This is a genomic window from Archangium minus (assembly GCF_044360475.1).
Taxonomy (GTDB): Bacteria; Myxococcota; Myxococcia; order Myxococcales; family Myxococcaceae; genus Archangium; species Archangium minus.
Window position 1 is genome coordinate 5,157,403 of record NZ_CP043494.1, and the last position, 19,621, is coordinate 5,177,023.

Consider the following 19,621-nt stretch of genomic DNA (forward strand, 5'->3'; position numbering starts at 1 on the left):
GGCGAGTCTCAATGGGTGATGAACTTCGTTGGCGAGTCTCGGAGGGCATCCGGCAGTGCGTTCGCCATCGTGTTGACGAGCGGCAGTGAGTCCTTGCCCTGCCACACGGCTGCCAGACGCGGCCGCCAGTACGGGTTGAAGAAGTTGGGCTGCTCGGTCCAGTTGCCGGGCCGGTGGTAGTACGTCTGGCCTCGCGAGATGACGAACATCTTGCGGTCGTTCTTCAGGTCCAGCGTTTCGGGTGACCCGTCGAAGGAGAAGGTGAGCTTGCCTTGGGCGTTGAGCTGGCCCGGAGTGCCGTGGCTCGTCTCCGCGCCCTTGCTGAGGAGCACCCAAGTGGAGGGCTGGTTGAAGTCGTCCTTGCGCTCGGCCATGGCAGTGAGGTCCGGCGTCTCGTTGAGTCCTCTCGCGCAGTCCTTCTGGTAGTCACCCGGCTCGAAGTGAGGGAAGGGGGCCAGACCCGACCAGGGGTGGTTGTCGTCCTTCGGATCAATCCGGACGTTGGCGACGTAAACGGACATCTTGAAGAGACACGTGCCCTGGAACTGGGCGATGCAGGGCCTGGATTCGTAGAGGCCCACGTTGCGGTCCTCCAGCTTCGTGGCCTCCCCAGGGAACACCACTCGCCAGTGGATTCCATTCTGGCGCAGGTCCGTGTTGCTCATGGCCCAGATGCTGGTCTTGAGCGTGTCGTCCTTCCCCTCGCGCGGATCACCCCAGCAGTCGCGCCAGGTCCGCTTGTCCTGTGCTCCAGGCTGCGTGGGGCAACGGAAGGGGTTGAAGAGCTGGGCGCCCCCGACATCGATGGAGGCCGGTCCCGGGAACCTGATGGAGTAGGGGTCGTCCGCGCCGATGACATCGCCCTGCGCGAGCATGCCCATGGGGCGATCGGGGAGATCCCTGGACTCACGAAGGTTGTTGCGGCCCCTGGACGCCTTCCCCTGGGTTGCCTCCCCGCCGCCCTGGCCGAGCCGGTAGGTGAGGAAGCGCGTCTGGCCCCACTTGGGGAAGTCGTCGAGCACAGTCTTCAACGGTGCCAGCCAGTTGGGGATGGGCATGAGGCTGCCCAGCTGTCGGTGGGTGACCAGCGTCTCTGGGCAGGCCCCGCCCTTCGCGTCGCAAGAGAAGCGCGTGGCGTTGGTGATACCCGCCATCACCCGCTTGGCCCGAGCGATCTTGTCGTCCTCCTTGTGCTTCGTGGGCTCCAACGGCTCGAAGGGGTTGACCGGGTGCGAGGGCGTTCCGTTGGCTTCCCTGTAGTGCGCGCGGTTGTAGAGGCACTGGTTGATGAAGCCCGCCATCGTCTGCGGGACGCGTGAATCCACGTCAGGATCATTCGCGGCGATGATGGCGCTGGAGGTGCCCATCACATACGAGGACGTGGACAGCATCACCGCGGTCGCTGCACCGGCCAGGACCGAGTTGAGGACCCGGTGTCCGGGGACCACCACCCTGCCGATGACCTGATCGATGGGCTCCATCACCGGCTTCATGAGGAGCAACATCCCTCGGAGCACTGTGAAGACGAGGTCCAGCGCCTTCATGAGCACCTGGATGACGGGGAGCTGGTCGAGCAGGGTGCAGACGGCCATCCAGAAGGCGCCGTCCCGGCTGGTGCTGGGGAAGCACGGGCCGATGGTCCTCATGAACCCGTAGACGTCCGTCAGGAAGGCCTGGACGGAGAACAGGAACGAGTCCAGCGACTGCCACATCATCGCCGACACATAGTGGGACACCTGCGTGCGGTTGGTGAACGCGTAGAAGTTGAACGCGCGTGCCTCCATGGCGGCCGTGGACCAGGCCGCCGCGTCCGCCGTGTTCTGCAGGCGGATCCGCTCGTGCACCCCGTGCCCGATGTTGACCGTTGTGATGAGCGCGATGCTCAGAAGGAGCATCAGCACACAGGCGAGCACGAGGGCCTGGCCTTCCTGTCGCTCGAGACTCCGGCGGAGTGTGCGGGTCATCATGGCCTCACACCTCCCAATCCGGGTTCAGGTGCATCAGCCACTTGAAATAGAAGTTCGACTGCATCCGCATGCTGTAGGTGGCCGTTAGCGGGATGAAGTAGCGCTTCCCCTGCCGTCCCGAGAGGAGCGGGGTGGCGCCGGTGGCCAGTCCCCACAGCACGGTCATCTCCGGCCGGTAGAGCGTGTCGTAGCCACGCGCGTTCTCCAGCCCACGCACGGGTGCCAGGCCCACCTCGCGCATTCCACCCTGTCCGTGCGTGATGCTCGCCTTCGAGTTCAACGTGGGTCTGTCGATGGCTCCCCCCAGCGCCATGCCCGCGTTGGCCGCCCACCAGGTGGTGAAGAGGATCCAGTTGGCGAAGGGCACTCGCAGCTCGTACCAGTAGCGCACCCGCACACTCAGCACGGTGGCCCTGCGGTAGACCTCCTCGTCGTCATCCGGCAACGGGAGGTCGAAGAACTTCGCGAGCCTGCGCTCCAGCTCGGGCACCTGCGGGTAGGCATCTGGCCCGTCGAAGTCCAGCTCCTCCCAGTTCTGGGCCGAGCGCAGCTTCCACACGCTCCGCACAGGCGAGTACCAGGACGGGTTCACCGTATCGACGCGCACCTGACCGAAGAGGGGCGCGCCATTCACCGAGGCCGGCACCAGCGAGTCCTTCGTCGGCCAGGCCAGCGCCTGCAACGCCTCATCGTGGAGCCGCGCCCGCGTCCACGTCCGCGCCAGGCTCGTCGGGTCGTCCGTGCGGCCCAGGGTAGGCAGCAGCGCCACGAGGGCCGCGTCGTGCATGCGCTCGTTGTTGCCGTTCCACACGATGCCTGCCCGGGCTGCGCAGTACGCCGCGTACTCGGTCATCAGCTTCGCGTGCTGCATCTGGGTCAGTTGGAGGATGCCCAGGCCCAGGAAGACCATGAGCGGCAGTACCAGGGCCGCCTCGACCGCGGCCTGACCTGATTCCCGGCATGGATGGAGATGTTCACTCATGGACGGGGCCATGAAGCGACATCCATGCCACTGCCCGCTTCACTCCGGGGGCGTCAGGGTGGGGGGTCTCAGGGGTGTCTCAGAGGGAAGACAGCCCCTCCCAGGCTCGGGACGGGGTCCCGCCAAACCGGACCAGCCTGCCAGTCGTGGCATCGTGACTTTGACACTTTGCGTGACTGCTGGATAACATCTCGCCCGCTGGTGCCCCGGGCCCCCACCTTGCAAAGCAGCTCCTCCACCTACGAGTTCCGCCCCGCCGGGCGCCCCCCGCTTTTGGAGGTCTTCGAGACATGTTGAAGGGTAAGACTCCGCTCATCATCGCACTGGCGCTCGGCCTGCTGGCCGGCATCATCGCGTGGTCGGCCATCAAGAAGAAGGAAGCCGACGTGCGTCGCGGATGGAACCTGGTGCCGGTGGTTGTGGCGTCCCAGGATGTCCCCGAGGGCACCGTCATCACCTTCGACATGATCAGCCAGCGCGCGGTGCCGGAGCAGTTCGTCACCTCGTCCGTGGTGAAGCCGGACTCGGCCACCTACGTGGTGGGCCAGAAGGTGCTCGTGGCGCTACAGGCAGGTGATCCGCTGCTGTGGAGCCAGTTCGAGACCACCAAGGCCGCCGAGCGCCTCTCCACCAAGGTGCAGAAGAAGGTGCGCGCCATCACCGTGGAGGCCAAGCCCACCACGTCCGTGGGCGGGTGGATCCGCCCCAATGATCACGTGGACGTGATTGGCACCTTCCGTGATCCTCAGACGGAGGAGAGCGTGGCGGTGACGCTGCTGCAGAACGTCATCGTACTCGCCACGGGCAAGGTGACCGGCACCACCAACGTCAACCTCATCCCCGAGCACCAGCGCGAGTACAACAACATCACGCTGATGGTCATCCCCGAGGAGGCGGAAATCCTCACGCTGGCCAGCGAGCTGGGCAACCTCACGATGTCGCTGCGCAACGAGGAAGACGTGGACATGATCGAGGAGCGTGGCCGCGCCACCATCAGCACGCTGCTGTCGGGTGAGCGCACCCGCGTGCTCGAGCAGAAGCGCCGCGAGATCATCCAGATCATCAAGGGCAACACCACCGAGAAGAGCGCGGTGGGTTCCACGGGCGCGCCGTAGTCCTTCCCCTCTCGTGCTTCCTCCCCCCCGCAGCTGAAGGAAGTCCCCGCGCATGCTGGCCGGAATCGTCCTCCTCCTCGTCACTGGGTCGGTCTTCTTCTTCAGCCTGGTGATCTTCACCGTCCTGGCGAAGGCCTACGAGCAGTACCAGGAGCGGTACGTCGTCAAGTCGATGAACGACTTGAGCGACATGTTCCTCTTCATCGATGCCCGTCAGCTGCTGGTGCTCAACATCGCCAGCATGTGTCTGTTGGGCATCCTGTCGTACATCATCTTCAACCCCATCATGTGTGTGGGGTCTACGATCTTCGGCTTCTTCCTGCCGATCATCCTGGTGAAGCACTACCGCAAGCGGCGCATCAAGAAGTTCAACGTGCAGCTGGTGGACGCGCTGCAGGCCATGGCCAACGCGTTCAAGGCGGGTCTCACGTTCCCGCAGGCCATTGAGCACGTGGCTCGCGAGGCGCAGCCGCCGCTGGCGCAGGAGTTCGGTCTCTTCGTGAAGGAAGTGAAGCTGGGCGTGCCGCTGGAGGAGGCCCTTATCAACATGGGCCGCCGGGTGGGCAGTGACGACCTGGAGCTGGTCGTGGTGGCCACCAACATCGCGCGCCAGCTCGGCGGCAACATGGCGGAGATGTTCGAGACCATCTCGAGCGTTATTCGCGAGCGCTTCCGTCTCGAGGGAAAGATCGACGCGCTCACCGCCCAGGGCAAGCTGCAGGGTTGGGTGGTGGCGGCCATGCCGGCCATCCTCGGCCTGGTGCTCAACTACATGCGTCCGGACCTGATGGAGCCCATGATGGACCACTGGTTCGGGTATGTGCTGGTGACGGTCATCGCCATCATGGAAGTCCTCGGCGTGATCATCATCCGGCGCATCGTCAACATCGACATTTAAGGAGCGGCCGTGAGCGACGTCCTCACCTATACGTTGATGGGGGGCTCGGCGCTGATGTTCGCGGCGTCCGCGGGGTTCCTCGGCTTTGGTGTCTACCAGAACTACTTCTCGCAGCTCGTGTCCGAGATGCGGGATGACGCGGGAGGTGTCCAGGGCCTGGGCTCTGTCGCCATCCGCAGGCTCGGAGCGCTCAACCGGCGGCTGATGTGGCCGGGCTACGAGACCAAGATGCGCCGCAACCTCATCAAGGCCGGCGAGCCCCAGGCGTTCAAGCCCGAGGACATCATGGCGCTGCAGGAGATCGGCACCGTGATTGGTCTTTTGGCGGGACTCATCCTGATGAACGCGGTGGGCGAGAACCTGGCCTGGTCGCTCGTCTTCGCGCTCTTCGGGCTCTACTACCCGCTCATCTGGGTGAACGATCAGGTGAAGAAGCGTCACCTGCTCATTTCCCGGGCGCTGCCCTACAGCCTGGACCTGCTGACGCTGTCGGTGGAAGCGGGTCTGGACTTCACCGGCGCGCTGGCCAAGGTGGTGGAGAAGGGCAAGACGGGCCCGCTGCGCGAGGAGCTGCAGATCGTCCTCAAGCAGCTGAAGATGGGCAAGACGCGCGAGGAGGCCCTCAAGTCGATGATCGTCCGCGTGGACCTGCCGGCGCTCACCACCTTTGTGACCGCGCTCATTCAGGCGGACAAGATGGGCACGAGCCTCGGCAAGGTGCTGCGCATCCAGTCCACCCAGCTGCGCATTGATCGCACCCAGCGTGCGGAGAAGCTGGCGGGTGAGGCTCCGGTGAAGATGCTCTTCCCGCTCATCGCGTGCATCTTCCCCACGGTGTTCATGGTGCTCTTCGGGCCCATCGTGTTCCAGTTCATGTTCGGAGACATCGGGGGATAAGGCCCTGGGTTTCCAACTCACCATCTCCAAGGGTCTGCAGCAGGGGAAGGAGCTTTTCTTCGAGCAGCAGACCGAGATCCACATCGGACGCACCACGGACAACGACGTGGTGCTGCAGGATGCCGGTGTGTCGCGCAAGCACGTGCGCATCTCGGATCGGCTCGGGCGCTACTACGTTCAGGACCTGGGCAGCTCCAACGGCACCTTGGTCAATGACAAGCCCCTCTCCGGCGAGCAGGAGTTGCAGAACGGGGACCGGATTGCCTTGGGCCCCGTGGAGTTCCTCTTCAAGGAGTTTGTGAGCGCGGACGACGCCACCCGGCCCTTCATGCCGGTGGAGGAGGACGACGCCACCCGGCCCATCCGTCGCAACCTCTACCCGCTCTCGCGAGCGGAGACGGATGACGGGATGGAGGCGCCGATGTCGGACTTGTCTCCGGTCGGCGCCGAGCACGAGCCCACGGTCCCCTTGCGTCCCGAGACCCGCTCCCCGGCGCCGCCCGTGCTACGTCCCGCGCCGGGCGCCGCGTCCCAGGAGGCGTTCTTCCGCGCGGACACGGTGGGGGAGATGGCGGCCGTGGAACCCCCTCCGCCGAAGGCGCCCTTGGCGCGGCCCGAGCCTCGTGCGCCGATGGCCCCGCCTCGTCCCGAGCCCCGTGCTCCGGCTCCCGTCAAGGCGGCTCCTGCTCCGGCAGCCGCGGCTGCTCGGGCTTCGTCTGGCGCGTCGGGCTCGTCTGCCGCCGACCTGGCCCGGCGTCGGCGCGAGTTGAGCCACACCTTGGGGGGGCAGCTCAAGCTGTGGTGGCTCGAGATGCCGCGGGGTGGAAAGGCCGCGCTGCTCACCGTGGCCACCTGCTTCCTGGTGGGCATGGTGGGCGCGCTCGTTGCTGTCTTCCGTCCTCAGGTGGATTCGGGCCCCTCTGGCCCGGAGCCTCGAGCGCTCGGCCTCCAGGCGCTGTCGGACTCGTTCGGCCTGGGTGAGGGCGTGACGTGGGAGCAGCCGGACATGAAGGCGTTCGACTTCGAGTTCGTCTCGCCCACGCGTGCGGTGGCTGTCCTCAGCTACCAGGCCAGTGGCATCTCCAAGGAGGAGGTCTCCCTCTCCGTCAATGCGACGGCCGTGGGGTGGGTGCCACCGGATACGACCAGCTCCACCGAGCGGGAACTCCAGCAGATCCTCCCCCCGTCCGTGCTCAAGCGAAACGAGCGCAACCAGCTCGTCTTCGACAACGTCCGCAATCCTCCGGGCGAGGACAGCTGGCGGGTGTGGAACCTGCGGCTGGAGATCATCCCCGTGCCGGACATGCCGCCCGAGGAGCTTCTGGAGACGGCTCGCGGCTATGTGGCCAAGGCGCGCAACTTCTACGAGCGTAAGGACATCGGCGCGGAGAACCTGACCCTCGCCTGGGAGAACTACCGCTCGGCGTGGATCACCCTGGAGGCGTTGGACGAGAAGCCCGACCTCTATCAGGACGTGCGCCACATGCTGGGCCAGGTGGCGGTGGACCTGGACCATAAGTGCGGCCAGCTGATGCTGGATTTCCAACGGAACATCCAGTTCAAGGACAGGAAGCGGGCGGCCCGGGTGCTCGATGAGATCAACAGGCGCTTCCCTACACCGGCGCATCGCTGCCACAATCTGGCGGCTGAGAAGGCCAGCGAATACGGGCTGTGAGGCCCGTATCTGTGCACGAAACGAAGTGGTGATTTGCCATGTCGAACGGTTCCCCCCCCGCACGCCGTCGTCCCACGTCGGGCTCCCCCTCGGGTGGAGCCGCGGGTTCGCGTCCCCCGGTACGCAGAACCTCCACCAGCACCGCCGTCCGCCCCGAGCCCACGCCTGAGCCAGTGTTGGGCACGAAGCTCGTGTGCGCCGCGGGCCCTTGCGCCGGTCAGGAGTTCGGGCTGGAAGATGGTGAGTACGTTGTTGGTCGAGCCAACGACAACCCCATCTGCATTCCGGACACCTCGGTGTCCCGCAGGCATGTGCTGATTCGCCGCGTGGGCGGAGGCTGGGCGGCGAGCGATCTGGGCTCCGGCAACGGTACCCTCCTCAACGGCGAGCCCCTCACCGACGAGATGCCGCTGTCGCATGGCGACACCCTCACGCTCGGCGATACGGAGCTGACGTTCAACGACACCTCCAACGCCACGATGATGATGCCGATGCCGTCCGCGCCCCCGTCGCGTCCGGCTCGCTCTCGCCCCGCGGCCAGGCCCGCCGCCGCTCCCGTCGCTGATGCCGGGGATGAGGCCGAGGGCGGTGGAGAGGTGTCCGTTCCGCGCCGCCCGCCGCCTCGTCCGGAGGGCCGTGTGCGCTCCTCGCGTGGGCGCGCAGCGATGGCGGCGCCGGATCCGAAGGCGCAGCAGCGTAAGAAGCGCCTGTTGATCCTCGCCGTGGGTGTCTTCGTGATGCTGGTGGGTCTGCTGGCCATCATGAAGGTGCAGCAGCAGCGGGAGGAGGAGCTCCTTCGCAACAAGGCGCGGATCGCCCAGGAGCGGCGCGAGCAGATTGATGCGCTCTTCCAGGAAGCCAAGAACCTCATCCGCGATGGCAAGTGGTCGGATGCCAAGGTGAAGCTGCTGGAGCTCCAGGAGGTGGAGCCCAACCACGTGCAGCTGCCGGACTACCTGGCGCGCGTGCAGAAGGAGATCCCCAACCAGGAGGCGCTCGACGACGCCAAGGCGGCGCTGGAGAAGAATCAGCTCGGCCCGGCGGCCGCCGCCCTGGCCAAGGTGAGCAAGGACACCCAGCTCTTCGAGCTGGTGCGCACCCTCCGGGTGTCGCTGAACGACAAGGCCGACAAGCGCGTGCGTGAGGCGCAGGCGCTGCTGGAGCAGAAGCAGATCGATCAGGCCAAGGCCATCACCGACGACGTGCTCGCGGCCCATCCGGATCACCGCGACGCGAAGGTCATCAACGAGCAGGCGGCTCAGGCCATCGCCATCCGCGACGCGCCTCCGCCGCCCCCCACGCCGAAGGAGGCGCCCAAGCCGTGGGATCAGGCCGTGGACCGCTTCCGCGATGGAGACCTGCAGGGCGCGATGGCCATCGCCAACGCCTGCGCGGCCAAGCACGCGCAGTGCAAGACCCTGATGGGGCAGCTGACGGACTTTGGCATCCTCTACAAGAAGCTGGAGGACCTGGACGCCAAGGGGCTGGCGCGCCTGTTGGATCTGGACAAGAAGATCACCAACGGTCGCGGGAGCAAGCTGTCGCGCACGGCGGGCACGCGCGCCGCCAACATCTTCTTCAAGAGTGCCTCGGCGGCGAAGGCGGCTGGACAGTACGGCCGCGCCATGGATAACGCCCAGCGCGCCCTCCAGGCGGACCCCGGCCATGTCGGTGCCAGCAACATCGTCGGCGAGATGCGCGCGAAGGCCAAGGACGTCTACATGCAGGCCTATGCCCTCAAGGACACCGAGCCGGAGGATGCCGTGGTCAAGTTCAAAGAGGCCATGGCCATGAGCCCGCCGGAAGACGAGACGCACCAGAAGGCGAAGTCCTGGGTCGAGAAGCTCCAGCGATGAAGAAACGGCGAGGGACGGGAGAGGCCCCGCCGGAGGACTCCGCCACCGGGCAGGGAGACCTCTTCGGCGGCGCGTTGGGGACACCGAAGAAGGCGGCAGTGGTGGCGGCCCCGAAGCCGCCCCCCGAAGCGCCGCCCAAGCCCGCCGCGCCTCCGGCTCCTTCGGAGCTGGAGGACGTGTCCGCGGCGCTGCCGTCGCTGCCGGGTGCGCCCTCGCGCTCGGCGCCGACGCGCACGGTGCTCACCGTGGGCGAGCTCACCCAGCAACTCAAGGCGACGATTGAATCGCGCTTCCCGCGCGTGCTGGTGCGCGGAGAGGTGTCCGGCTTCCGCGGCCCCAACGCTCGCGGCCACCTGTACTTCACCCTGAAGGACGCGGAGGCCTCGCTCGATGTGAAGATGTGGGCCTCGCAGGCGGCGCGGCTGCGCTTCGCCCTGCGTGATGGCCTTGCCGTGGTGGCCGAGGGCAGCGTGGACCTCTACGCGCCCGCTGGCCGCTACAGCCTCATCGCCTCCAAGCTGGAGCCGGAAGGGGAGGGCGCGCTGGCGCTCGCCTTCGAGCAGCTCAAGGCGCGGCTCGCGGCCGAGGGCCTCATCGGCGACAACCGCATCCGTCCGCCGCGTCCGCTGCCCTTCCTGCCTCGGCGCATTGGCGTGGTGACGAGCCGCACTGGCGCCGCGCTGCAGGACTTCCTGCGCGTGCTGCACTCGCGCAATCCGCGCCTGTCCGTGCTGTTGTGTGATGCGCGCGTGCAAGGCGAGGGCTCTGCCGAGGAGGTGGCTCGCGGCATCGAGCGTCTGTCGCGCACGGACGTGGACGTCATCGTCGTTACGCGCGGAGGTGGCTCGAAGGAGGACCTCTGGACGTTCAACGAGGAGCGGGTGGCGCGCGCCATCTTCGCCTCGCCCGTGCCGGTGGTGTCCGCCATCGGCCATGAGATTGACTTCACCATCTCGGACTTCGTGGCGGACTGGCGCGCCCCTACGCCCAGTGCGGCGGCCGAGCGGCTCGCCCCGGTGCTGCAGGACCTGGAGTACGCGCTGGCCACCTGGTCCGTGCGCCTGCGCAAGGCGGCCGAGCGCCGGGTGCTGGAGTTGCGCGAGCGGTTGGGCTCTCTGCGCGGGGGCGTGGTGGATCCTCGGCGGCGGCTCTCCACGGAGCGGTTGAGGCTGTCAGACGCCGAGGACGCGATGACGCGGGTGCTGCGCCAGATGCTGCGCGACCACCGCGAGAATCTCCGGGCGCACTCCGAGCACCTGCAGCGCCAGCGACCCCAGGCTCGGCTGGCCGAGCAGCGGGCGAGGCTGGTGCAGCTCTCCGCTCGGCTGAAGGACGCGGTCCGGGCGGATGTGGCGGCGCGGCGGGCGAGCGCGGCCCAGGCCCGGTTGGAGCTGGAGCGGGTGTCTCCCATCACCCAAGTGGCGGCGCTGCGGGCCCGGGTGGCTCATCAGAAGGCCCGGCTGGTCGCTTTGGAGAAGGACACCCTGGCGTCGGCTCAGCGGCACTTCCAGCGTCTAGAAGGGCGGCTCGACGCCATGAGTCCCCTGAAGGTCATGTCCCGCGGCTACGCGGTCACCTTCCGCAAGCGAGATGGAGGCGTCGTGCGCTCCATCGCGGATGTGCAGCCGGGGGAGGTCCTGGGTATCAAATTCGCCAATAACGGGGCCAAGACACTCCAGTCCTGCGAGGAGATTGAGGCCACCGTCACCACCGTGAAGGGACCGGTGGATTGCTGACGTCCAGGTGCAAGTCTTCCTGGCACCCGGGTACGCGCCTCCTCTAGAGTCCCCCGGCTTTTTTAAGTCGAGGTGGACGAGAAGTGGCGAAGGACAGCAAGGGCAAGGCGGCGGAGGAGGTCCCCGAGCAGTATGGGGACGTGGTGCAGCGTCTCGAGGACGTGGTGGCGCGGTTGGAGGGCGGCACCCTGTCACTCGAGGACTCGCTCAAGTCGTTCGAGGAGGGCATCAAGCTGGTTCGTCGCGGCGAGCAGCTCCTCAACGCGGCGGAGAAGCGCATCGAGGAGCTGTTGAACGAGGACGGCCGAGACGCGGTGGTGCCGCTGCAGACGGGCGTGAAGGCGCCTGCGGTGCCGTCCGCGCCCGCTCCCGCCCCGTCGCGGGGGAGCTCGGGCGCTTCCCGGTCCGCTCCGCCCCCCGAGGACGACGTGCCGTTCTAGGCCCGCGCGAGTAGACCTATCGGTACACGCATGCCGAAGCCCAAGGTCACCATCGTCGACGACGACCGCGATACGCGGGAGTTGCTCTCGTTCGCCCTGGATTCGGAGGGCTTCGAGGTCAACGCCGCAGCCAATGGGCTGCGGCTGATCGCCTCCCTGCAGCTCAAGAGGCCGGACGTCATCCTCATGGACGTGAACATGTCCTGGATCGACGGATTCGAGCTGTGCAAGGCGGTGAAGAAGAACGAGCAGTTCCGGGACATCCCCGTCGTCTTCATCAGTGGGCGCGGGGAGCCGGAGGACAAGCGGCGCGGACGTGAGGCCGGTGCCGCGGACTATTTCGTAAAACCCCTGGATCTCAACGCGCTCATTGCGCGGCTGCGCGAGCTCATTCAGTCGCCTGCTCCCGAGGTGCCCTGACATGTCGTCTTTCGATCTGGACTCGTACCTGAACGCCCAGCAGCAGCGGGTGGAGAAGCTGTTGGACTCGCGCTCGGCGGAGATGGGCGCGCAGGTGCCTCCGCGCCTGCTCGAGGCCATGCGCTACTCGCTGCTGGCGGGTGGCAAGCGACTGCGGCCGGTGCTGTGCCTGGCCTTCGCAGAGGCGGTGCTGAAGCAGAGCGCCGTCACGCGCATGGTCGAGGACTGCGCGTGCGCGCTCGAGTACATCCACACCTACTCGCTGGTGCACGATGACCTGCCGTCCATGGACAACGACGACATGCGCCGCGGGCGGCCCACCAACCACAAGGTCTACGGCGAGGCCATGGCGATCCTCGCGGGAGACTCGCTGCTCACGGACGCCTTCGCCCTTGTGGCGGGGGGACCCGAGCCGGTGCGTGGCCTGCTCTGCCGGGAGTTGGCCGTGGGCTCGGGCTCGGCGGGCATGGTGGGGGGCCAGGTGCTGGACATCGCCGAGGATCGCCCGGCCCACATTGACTACCTCACCCGCATGCACCGCCTGAAGACGGGCGCCCTCATCCGCGCGGCGTGCCGCATGGGCGTGCTCGCCGCCGGTGGGGACGCGGATGCGCTGGCTCGCGCGGACACGTACGGGGACGCGGTGGGGCTCGCCTTCCAGATCGCCGATGACATCCTGGACGTCACGGGGGATGCGTCCTCCATGGGCAAGCCGGTGGGGGCGGATGCCGCTGCTGGGCGCTTCACCTTCCCGGCGGTGCTGGGGCTGGAGGAGTCCAAGCAGCTCGCGGCGAGCAAGGTGGCCGAGGCCATCGCCGCCGTGAAGACGCTGGAGCCCCAGGCGGGCCCGCTGGCGGCGCTCGCGCGCTACTCGGTGGAGCGAAGCTCGTGATGGAGCGGCTCCTGCCGCGCATCCAATCCCCAGGGGAGGTAAGAGCGCTCCCCGAATCCGAGCTGCCTCGTCTGTGCGAGGAGCTGCGTGAGGACATCATCTCCCTGTGTGGCCGCGTGGGTGGCCACCTGGGAGCCTCGCTCGGCGCGGTGGAGCTGATTGTCGCTTTGCATCGCGTCTTCCACTCGCCCCAGGACGCGCTCATCTTCGACGTGGGGCACCAGGCCTACGCGCACAAGCTGCTGACGGGCCGGCGCGAGCGCATGGGTACCCTGCGCCAGGCTGGGGGGATCGCTCCCTTCCTGGATCCCCGCGAGAGCCCCCATGACGCGCTGGCCGCGGGTCACGCGAGCACTGCCGTCTCCGCGGCGCTGGGCATGCTCGAGGGCCGGCGCCTGCAAGGGCGACCCGGGCACGTGGTGGCGGTGGTGGGGGACGGGGCGCTCACCGGTGGGCTCACCTTCGAGGGCCTCAACAACACCGGGGGCACGCACCTGCCGCTGGTGGTGGTGCTCAACGACAACCAGATGTCCATCTCCGCCAACGTGGGCGCCATTCCCGCGCTGCTGCGCACGCGTGAGGCGCGGGCCTTCTTCGAGGGGCTGGGCTTCACGTACCTGGGGCCGGTGGACGGGCATGACCTGGGGGCGCTCACGCACGCGCTGCGCGAGGCTCGTGCCTCCACGCGCCCGGTGGTGGTGCATGCGCTGACGCAGAAGGGGCGGGGTTTTCCTCCGGCCGAGGCGGATGCGCAGACGCGTGGCCACGCCATGGGGCCCTATGAGTGGCGTGATGGGAAGCTGGTGCGCTCGCGCGGCGGTCAGCGCACCTTCAGCGAGGCCTTCGCCTCCGCGCTGGAGGAGGTCATGGCCCGCGACGCGCGCGTGGTGGTGGTGACACCGGCCATGCTGGAGGGCTCGGCGCTGGTGGGCCTCAAGCAGCGCTACCCCGAGCGAGTCTTCGATGTGGGCATCGCCGAGCAGCACGCTGTCACCTTCTGCGCGGGGCTCGCGGCCACCGGGCTGCGGCCCGTGTGCGCCATCTACTCCACCTTCCTGCAGCGCGCGTACGACCAGGTCATCCACGACGTGTGCCTGCCGGGCGTGCCCGTGCTGTTCGCCGTGGATCGCGCCGGGCTGGTGGGGGCGGATGGTGCCACGCACCAGGGTACTTATGACGTGGCCTCGCTGAGGCCCATTCCGGGCCTCACGCTGATGGCGCCGGTGACGGGCGAGGATGTGACGGCGATGCTTGCCACGGCGCTTTCGCTGCCTGGGCCCTCGCTCATGCGTTTTCCTCGCGGCACCCTGCCGGTGCTGCCCGAGGCGTTGCACCCGGGAGTGGGGCCGGTGCGTGGGGCGCGCTGGTTGAAGCGGGCGACGGAGGCGCGGGTGTCCTTCATCACGCTCGGGCCGTTGGGGATGTCCGCGCTGGAGGCCGCGAGCGGGGAGCCAGGCTGGAGCGTGCTGGACGCGCGCTTCGTCTCGCCGCTCGACGAGGCCGCGGTGCTGGAGGCCGCCGCGTGCGGGCGCGTGGTGGTGGTGGAGGAGGGGACGACGCACGGCGGGTTGGGCAGCGCGGTGTTGGAGTTGCTTGCCGCGAGGGGCGTGAGCGCGCGGGTGAAGCTGCTGGGCATGCCGGACACGTTCGTGCCTCATGGGGACGCGCGCGTGCAGCGGACCGAGCTGGGGTTGGATGACGCGGGCCTGCGGAGTGCCGCCCAGGCCCTGCTCTCCGAGGGAGGTGCACGGTGAAGCCGCGCAAGGAGCGCATCGACGTGCTGGTGGTGGAGCGGGGGCTGGCCGAGTCGCGCACCAAGGCCCAGGCGCTCATCCTCGCTGGCCAGGTGGTGGTGGACGACCAGCGGGTGGACAAGCCCGGCGCGCTGGTGCCGGTGGAGGCCGAGCTGCGGCTCAAGGGCGAGGTGTTGCCCTACGTGTCTCGGGGCGGGCTGAAGCTGAAGGCCGCCATCGAGCGCTTCGGCTTGGATGTGCGAGGCCGGGTCGCCGCGGACATTGGCGCCAGCACCGGTGGCTTCACCGACTGCTTGCTGCAAGAGGGTGCCCTCCGCGTCCATGCCATCGACGTGGGCTACGGCCAGCTTCACGAGAAGCTGCGCACGGATGCGCGCGTCCGCTCGCGCGAGCGCGTCAATGCCCGCTACCTCACCGCGGAGGATCTGCCCGAGCCCGTGGACGTGGTGGTCATCGACGTGAGCTTCATCTCGCTGACGCAGGTGTTGCCGGCGGTGTTTCCCTTCCTGAAGCCCGGGGGCCTGCTGGTGGCGCTGGTGAAGCCCCAGTTCGAGGTGGGGCCCGACAAGGTGGGGAAGGGCGGCGTGGTGAAGGATGCCGCTGCGCGCCAGGGCGCCATCGACTCTGTCTCCGCCTTTGTCCGGGAGCAGGGCCTCTCGGTGCGCGGAGTGATGGACTCGACGGTGCCTGGGCCCGCGGGCAACGTCGAGGCCCTGCTCGTCGCGGACAAGCCGTGACGGGGTGAGTGCTCAGGCCGCCGTCGACCAGCGGCTCACGCACTCGGCGATCTCCGCTGGACGATCGGCGATGTGGTTCGGCCCGGCCTCCCGGAGTCGGACGTCGGCATCGACGCCCCAACGGACGGCGATGATCCGCACGCCGACTTCCTTGCACGCCTGCACGTCCCGGTGCTCGTCGCCCACGTAGACGAGCTGGTCGGGGGTGAGCCCGGCCCGCTTCATCAGCGCGCGCAGCAGCCTGGCTTTGCCGAAGATGCTGCTGCTGCAATAGATCTCATCCACCCACTCCTCGGCTGAATGCCGTCGGAGGAAGGCCCGGATGTTCCCCTCGTCGTTGGAGGACAGGATCATGAGCTTGAGGCCCCGAGCCCTCAGCTCCTTGAGCAGCTCGGGGATGCCCTCGTTGAACTCGATTGACTGCATCGCCTGCCGGAAGTTTCGGGTGAGCTGAACCACCAGCCAGGGCAGCTTGTAGGGCGCGACTCCGAGCTGTTTGCACCTGTCGAAGATGGACAGCTCCCTCATCTTCGCGAGGTTGTCGGCGGTCAGCAGGCCGTAACCGTTCTTCTCGGCGAGCTCGTTGTAGAGCTTGATCGCCGCTTCCTTCGAGTCCGCCAGCGTCCCGTCGAAATCGAACACGACATGCGTAATCACGAGCTTGCCTCCCCTCGCGCCCGGGTCTCTCTGCTGCTCAGCGCCGCTCTCGGTACCACGTCGGGGAGAAGGGCTTCACCAGCCGGGGGCCGATGCGCAGCCAGAGCTCGCCCGCGTCGTCCACCGCGCCGAAGAGGCTGCCGCCCGGCACCTGGTAGCGGTACAGCTCGCCCTTCTCCGCCGCGTCCGTGGCGACGATCTCCACCGGATAGGGCATCGGGTTGTTCGTCGTGGGGACCGCGCTGTTGAGCAGGTAGAAGCTGCTGCTGTAGGAGCCCGAGCCCTGTTGGGCGTAGCGCGTGATCAGCGCGCCGTTCGTGGTGAGCGGCTGCTGGTCCTTGTTCACGGGCTTGCCCTCGGAAGCCGAGCCGCTCTTCACATCCAGGAGCCAGGTCCGGTTCGTGGAGATCGCCGCCAGCCGCGTGCCGTTGTCGTACGAAACCAGCCCGGCCATGATCCCCGGCAGATCATCGGTCATCCACAGCCGGGTCCCCGAGCCCGCCCTGCACAGATCCGTCCCGCCGATCTTGCAGGCCCGCACGTTCGCGGCCTTCTCGCCCTGCGTGGCCAGGTAGAACACGGTGCCGGCGGGATCGAACGCCACGGGCGGCACCAGGTCGTTGGCGGGGACGGACTCGATGTCCTGCACGTTCTGCAATACTCCGTCGAGGTACTTCAGGACGCCTACCCGGATGATGTTGTTGCCCGTCCTGAAGTCGCCCAGCAGTGGCACCACGAAGGTGGTGGTCTCGAGGCTACCGGGCCGTACGAGCGGCTCGGCGAGGAGCTCGCCCCCGTCCACCGAGAAGGCCTGGCTGATCCACTTCTGCTTTCCGGCGGGAGTCCAGCGCACGATGCTTCCGGGCTCGTAGAGGAGGGCGTCGCCGTCCGGTCCCACCGTGACGAACTCCACCCGCTTGTCGATCTGGCCGGTGTAGCCCTTGAAGTCCGGCGCGATCGCGAAGGCGCCCTTGTCGCGAGTCCACACCCAGCGCCAACCGGTACCGGCCGGCTTGCGGTCGGTGATGGTCGTGGTCACGTCGCAGGGGAAGGGCATCTCCAGGGCGTCTGGGTGCAGCGGATCACTCTTCTTCACCCGGTAGAGGATGGACTTGTTACCCTCCCTCCCGCACCCGATGAAGGCCGCATTGGCACCGCTGCCTTCGACGACGAAGTAGTCCGTCACCACCTGGGAGTTGGCCTCCTGGGGCTCCACCACCTCTTCCACTGGGAAGAACGTGGCCGACTGGGCCTGGGAGACGTTGGCGCGCCCATCGTCACAGGTGACGCGCGCGGTGAGTGACAGGCTCGCGGAGATGCCTCGCGTGAAGCGGAGCTCGTTGACCCCCAGCTCCACGAGGGTGGGGGTGCTGCCGTAGCTCACCCGCTTCACCACCTCGTTGTTGTCGAGCACCTCCAGGCTCTGCACCTGAGCGCAGCCGGACACAGAGAGGGAGAGCTTGACGCTCTTGCCCACGGTGTTCGGTTCGATCACGAGGATGCTGACCTGGGGCAGATCCGGCGTGGTGGGCGGCGGGGGGTTTTCGCAGGCGAGCGCGAGGAAAGACAGCAGCAGTGCCGGGCGCACGAAGGCCCGGGTCGGGATGAAGGTGGCCATGGTGGCGCCCAGTTTAGCCTGGGCGCCATCCGCCGGGCATCAACGCTCCAGGATGAAGAAGTCCACGCGCCGGTTCAGCGCGCGGCCCTTGGGCGTGAGGTTGGGAGCGACGGGACGGCTGTCGCCGAAGCCCTCGGACTCGACGCGCGAAGGATCCAACCCGGCCTTGATGAGGTAGTCGGCCACCGCGCGCGCACGCTCCTTCGACAGGTTCAGGTTGGCCGTCTTGTCCCCCTGGTTGTCGGTGTGCCCCTCGATGCGCAGGCGCTTGATGTCGGTGCGCACCACAAGGTCCACCACCTGCGAGAGCAGCGGGTAGCTATCCGGGAGCAGCACGGCCTTGCCCTCCGCGAAGCGCAGCGCCTGGAGCAGCTCCAGCTTGTCGTTCGCCCGCTTCACCTGCCACTGCTTCGGCTCGGGCTCGAGCTCGAAGGCGAGCTCCTGCGAGGAGCCGTCGGTGAACTGCACGGAGCGCGTCTGCGCCAGGAAGCCAGGGGCGGTGACCTCCACCACGTAGCGGCCGGCCGGCAGCTGCAGCGAGTGGGACGCCGCGTCAGCCGCGGAGAAGGCCACCCGCCGCGACTCGGGGCCGCCCAGGAAGGCCAGCGTGGCCGACACGGGCTTGCGCTTCGAGGTGACGGCGAGGGCGAGCGTGGCGGGCTTCACCTCCGCGACGAGCTCCAGCTCCACGCTGGCTGTCTCTCCCGCCTTCAGCACGAGCTCCCTCTCCAGCGGGAGGTAACCCTCCTTGCGCACGGAGAGTTTGACGGGGCCGCTCGGCAGCGCATACGTGAGGAAGCGGCCATCACCCGGCGCCGAGGCCACCGGGGGCAGCGTCGAGTCCACCAGGGCCACGAAGACGCCGGGGATCGGCTGGCGCGTCTTCGCATCCAGCACCACGCCAGAGACCTGGGACGTCTGAGGCGCGGCGGCGACGGTCTGGCTCACCGCCGGCTCGCGAACCACACGCTCCACCACGCGCGTGCCACCGGTGGCCTGGAGCGAGGGGTCCACGTTGAAGGAGGCGCCGAGCACCAGGTTGAAGGGGGGCACGGGCTGCACCCCGTAGCCCACCTGGCGCGTGAGGCCGAACTCGGCCGCGGCGGTGAAGGTGAGGTTCTGCAGGGCCGTCACCCGAGCGCCCAGCCCGAGCGTCTGAGGCGCCACGCGGCCCACGGACACGGTGGTCCCATCCGGCGCGACGAGCCGACCGCCCGGCACGCCCAGCGGGGACGCCAGGTTGTACTCGACGAAGGGCGTGGCCACGGGCAACGGCGCCTCCAGCCCGAGTCCCACGGTGAGGCGGGAGTAGCGGTTGATGCCCAGCGCGTACTGCTCGGAGGCATTGAGCCGCCCGGTATCCACCATCGAGCCCGTGCCATCCACCTGCAGGCCCAAGTTGGCGTGGGCGCGCAGAGGCAGCCGCGGGTCCAGCGTGCGCGCGTCGTAGGTGGCCACCGCGCGGGGCGAGAAGCCGAAGGCGACCTTGCCTTCGCCCACGCCGGAGAAGGTCATCACGCGCACGTCCCCACCCGCCCACAGTCCGGGCAGCCACTGCTTTGTGGCGCGGGCTCCCAGCGTCAAGTCGCCGAGCGCCTGGATGAGGGTAGGGGACGAGCGGGAGTTGGTATTCGTCGAGGCCGTGTAGGACAGCGACACGTCGAGGAAGTCGAGCGGCACGTACCCGATGGCGAAGGTACCGGCGGTGCGCGTGTTGCTCGCGCCCAGGACGGGGAAGTCCGGGGAGGAGAAGAACTCGCCCGTCACCGAGAAGCGCAGCACGCCCTTGCGCCCGAGCTCCGCGCCGCTCACGCGCAGCAGGCCCACGCCGCCTGTGGCGGTGGAGGCATGGCGCAGGTTCCCTACATCCCTCCAGCCGTTGCCGAGCGTGGCGGGGCTGTGGGCCTCGTAAGGCTGCTCATCTGTCCGAAACCCAACCATTGGGGTCGGTTCCAGGGCGGGCGAGGCAGCGGACGC

At 68.0% G+C, this 19,621-nt stretch carries 16 protein-coding genes; 11 read left to right on the forward strand and 5 right to left on the reverse strand.

All coding sequences use genetic code 11. The features are described from left to right. Nucleotides 1-8: 8 nt before the first annotated feature. Both F0U60_RS21445 and F0U60_RS21450 read right to left on the reverse strand, forming a co-directional pair. Nucleotides 9-1,967 (reverse strand): pilus assembly protein TadG-related protein, encoded by a 1,959-nt coding sequence (locus F0U60_RS21445; protein ID WP_395822771.1) that lies wholly within the window; start codon nucleotides 1,965-1,967, stop codon nucleotides 9-11. Between the two features lie 4 nt (nucleotides 1,968-1,971). Beyond that, nucleotides 1,972-2,961 (reverse strand): TadE/TadG family type IV pilus assembly protein, encoded by a 990-nt coding sequence (locus F0U60_RS21450; RefSeq protein ID WP_395822773.1) that lies wholly within the window; start codon nucleotides 2,959-2,961, stop codon nucleotides 1,972-1,974. A 278-nt stretch (nucleotides 2,962-3,239) separates the two neighbouring features. Here F0U60_RS21450 and cpaB point away from each other — a divergent pair, with 278 nt between their 5' ends. The 11 genes from cpaB to F0U60_RS21505 all read left to right on the forward strand — a co-directional run bounded on the left by cpaB (nucleotide 3,240) and on the right by F0U60_RS21505 (nucleotide 15,369). Continuing rightward, entirely contained in the window at nucleotides 3,240-4,064 is an 825-nt protein-coding gene (gene cpaB, locus F0U60_RS21455; protein WP_395822775.1) for a Flp pilus assembly protein CpaB, read from the forward strand. 52 nt (nucleotides 4,065-4,116) lie between these two features. Then, nucleotides 4,117-4,962, forward strand: a complete 846-nt coding sequence (locus F0U60_RS21460; RefSeq protein ID WP_395822777.1) for a type II secretion system F family protein — start codon at nucleotides 4,117-4,119, stop codon at nucleotides 4,960-4,962. A gap of 9 nt (nucleotides 4,963-4,971) precedes the next feature. Then, on the forward strand, nucleotides 4,972-5,859 hold the full coding sequence (locus tag F0U60_RS21465) for a type II secretion system F family protein (protein ID WP_395822779.1): 888 nt from the start codon (nucleotides 4,972-4,974) through the stop codon (nucleotides 5,857-5,859). 34 nt (nucleotides 5,860-5,893) lie between these two features. Then, nucleotides 5,894-7,534 (forward strand): FHA domain-containing protein, encoded by a 1,641-nt coding sequence (locus tag F0U60_RS21470; RefSeq protein ID WP_395825356.1) that lies wholly within the window; start codon nucleotides 5,894-5,896, stop codon nucleotides 7,532-7,534. Nucleotides 7,535-7,572: 38 nt separating this feature from the next. Then, the gene (locus F0U60_RS21475) at nucleotides 7,573-9,390 is read left to right on the forward strand and encodes an FHA domain-containing protein (protein ID WP_395822781.1); all 1,818 of its coding nucleotides are present in this window, start codon (nucleotides 7,573-7,575) and stop codon (nucleotides 9,388-9,390) included. Beyond that, the gene (xseA, locus tag F0U60_RS21480) at nucleotides 9,387-11,126 is read left to right on the forward strand and encodes an exodeoxyribonuclease VII large subunit (RefSeq protein WP_395822783.1); all 1,740 of its coding nucleotides are present in this window, start codon (nucleotides 9,387-9,389) and stop codon (nucleotides 11,124-11,126) included. The genes F0U60_RS21475 and xseA overlap by 4 nt, the downstream gene beginning before the upstream one ends. 83 nt (nucleotides 11,127-11,209) lie before the next feature. Further along, entirely contained in the window at nucleotides 11,210-11,566 is a 357-nt protein-coding gene (gene xseB, locus F0U60_RS21485) for an exodeoxyribonuclease VII small subunit (protein ID WP_203403859.1), read from the forward strand. 30 nt (nucleotides 11,567-11,596) lie between these two features. Then, a complete protein-coding gene (locus F0U60_RS21490) occupies nucleotides 11,597-11,986 on the forward strand; it encodes a PleD family two-component system response regulator (RefSeq protein WP_395822785.1) in 390 nt (129 codons plus the stop codon). A gap of 1 nt (nucleotide 11,987) precedes the next feature. After that, nucleotides 11,988-12,878: a polyprenyl synthetase family protein gene (locus tag F0U60_RS21495; RefSeq protein WP_395822787.1), complete on the forward strand. Its 891-nt coding sequence runs from the start codon at nucleotides 11,988-11,990 to the stop codon at nucleotides 12,876-12,878. Beyond that, complete coding sequence (locus tag F0U60_RS21500) at nucleotides 12,878-14,632, forward strand: 1-deoxy-D-xylulose-5-phosphate synthase (protein ID WP_395825359.1); 1,755 nt, start codon at nucleotides 12,878-12,880, stop codon at nucleotides 14,630-14,632. Before F0U60_RS21495 ends, F0U60_RS21500 begins: the two co-directional genes overlap by 1 nt. Next, complete coding sequence (locus F0U60_RS21505; RefSeq protein ID WP_395822788.1) at nucleotides 14,629-15,369, forward strand: TlyA family RNA methyltransferase; 741 nt, start codon at nucleotides 14,629-14,631, stop codon at nucleotides 15,367-15,369. The genes F0U60_RS21500 and F0U60_RS21505 overlap by 4 nt, the downstream gene beginning before the upstream one ends. A gap of 12 nt (nucleotides 15,370-15,381) precedes the next feature. Here F0U60_RS21505 and F0U60_RS21510 read toward each other — a convergent pair whose 3' ends face one another. The 3 genes from F0U60_RS21510 to F0U60_RS21520 are packed head-to-tail and all read right to left on the reverse strand — an operon-like array spanning nucleotide 15,382 to nucleotide 19,585. Next, the gene (locus F0U60_RS21510; protein ID WP_395822790.1) at nucleotides 15,382-16,026 is read right to left on the reverse strand and encodes an HAD-IA family hydrolase; all 645 of its coding nucleotides are present in this window, start codon (nucleotides 16,024-16,026) and stop codon (nucleotides 15,382-15,384) included. Between the two features lie 37 nt (nucleotides 16,027-16,063). Further along, the gene (locus tag F0U60_RS21515) at nucleotides 16,064-17,644 is read right to left on the reverse strand and encodes a hypothetical protein (RefSeq protein ID WP_395822792.1); all 1,581 of its coding nucleotides are present in this window, start codon (nucleotides 17,642-17,644) and stop codon (nucleotides 16,064-16,066) included. 39 nt (nucleotides 17,645-17,683) lie between these two features. Next, nucleotides 17,684-19,585, reverse strand: coding sequence for an OmpA family protein (locus tag F0U60_RS21520; protein ID WP_395822794.1), 1,902 nt, complete (start codon nucleotides 19,583-19,585; stop codon nucleotides 17,684-17,686). Between the last annotated feature and the right edge of the window lie 36 nt (nucleotides 19,586-19,621).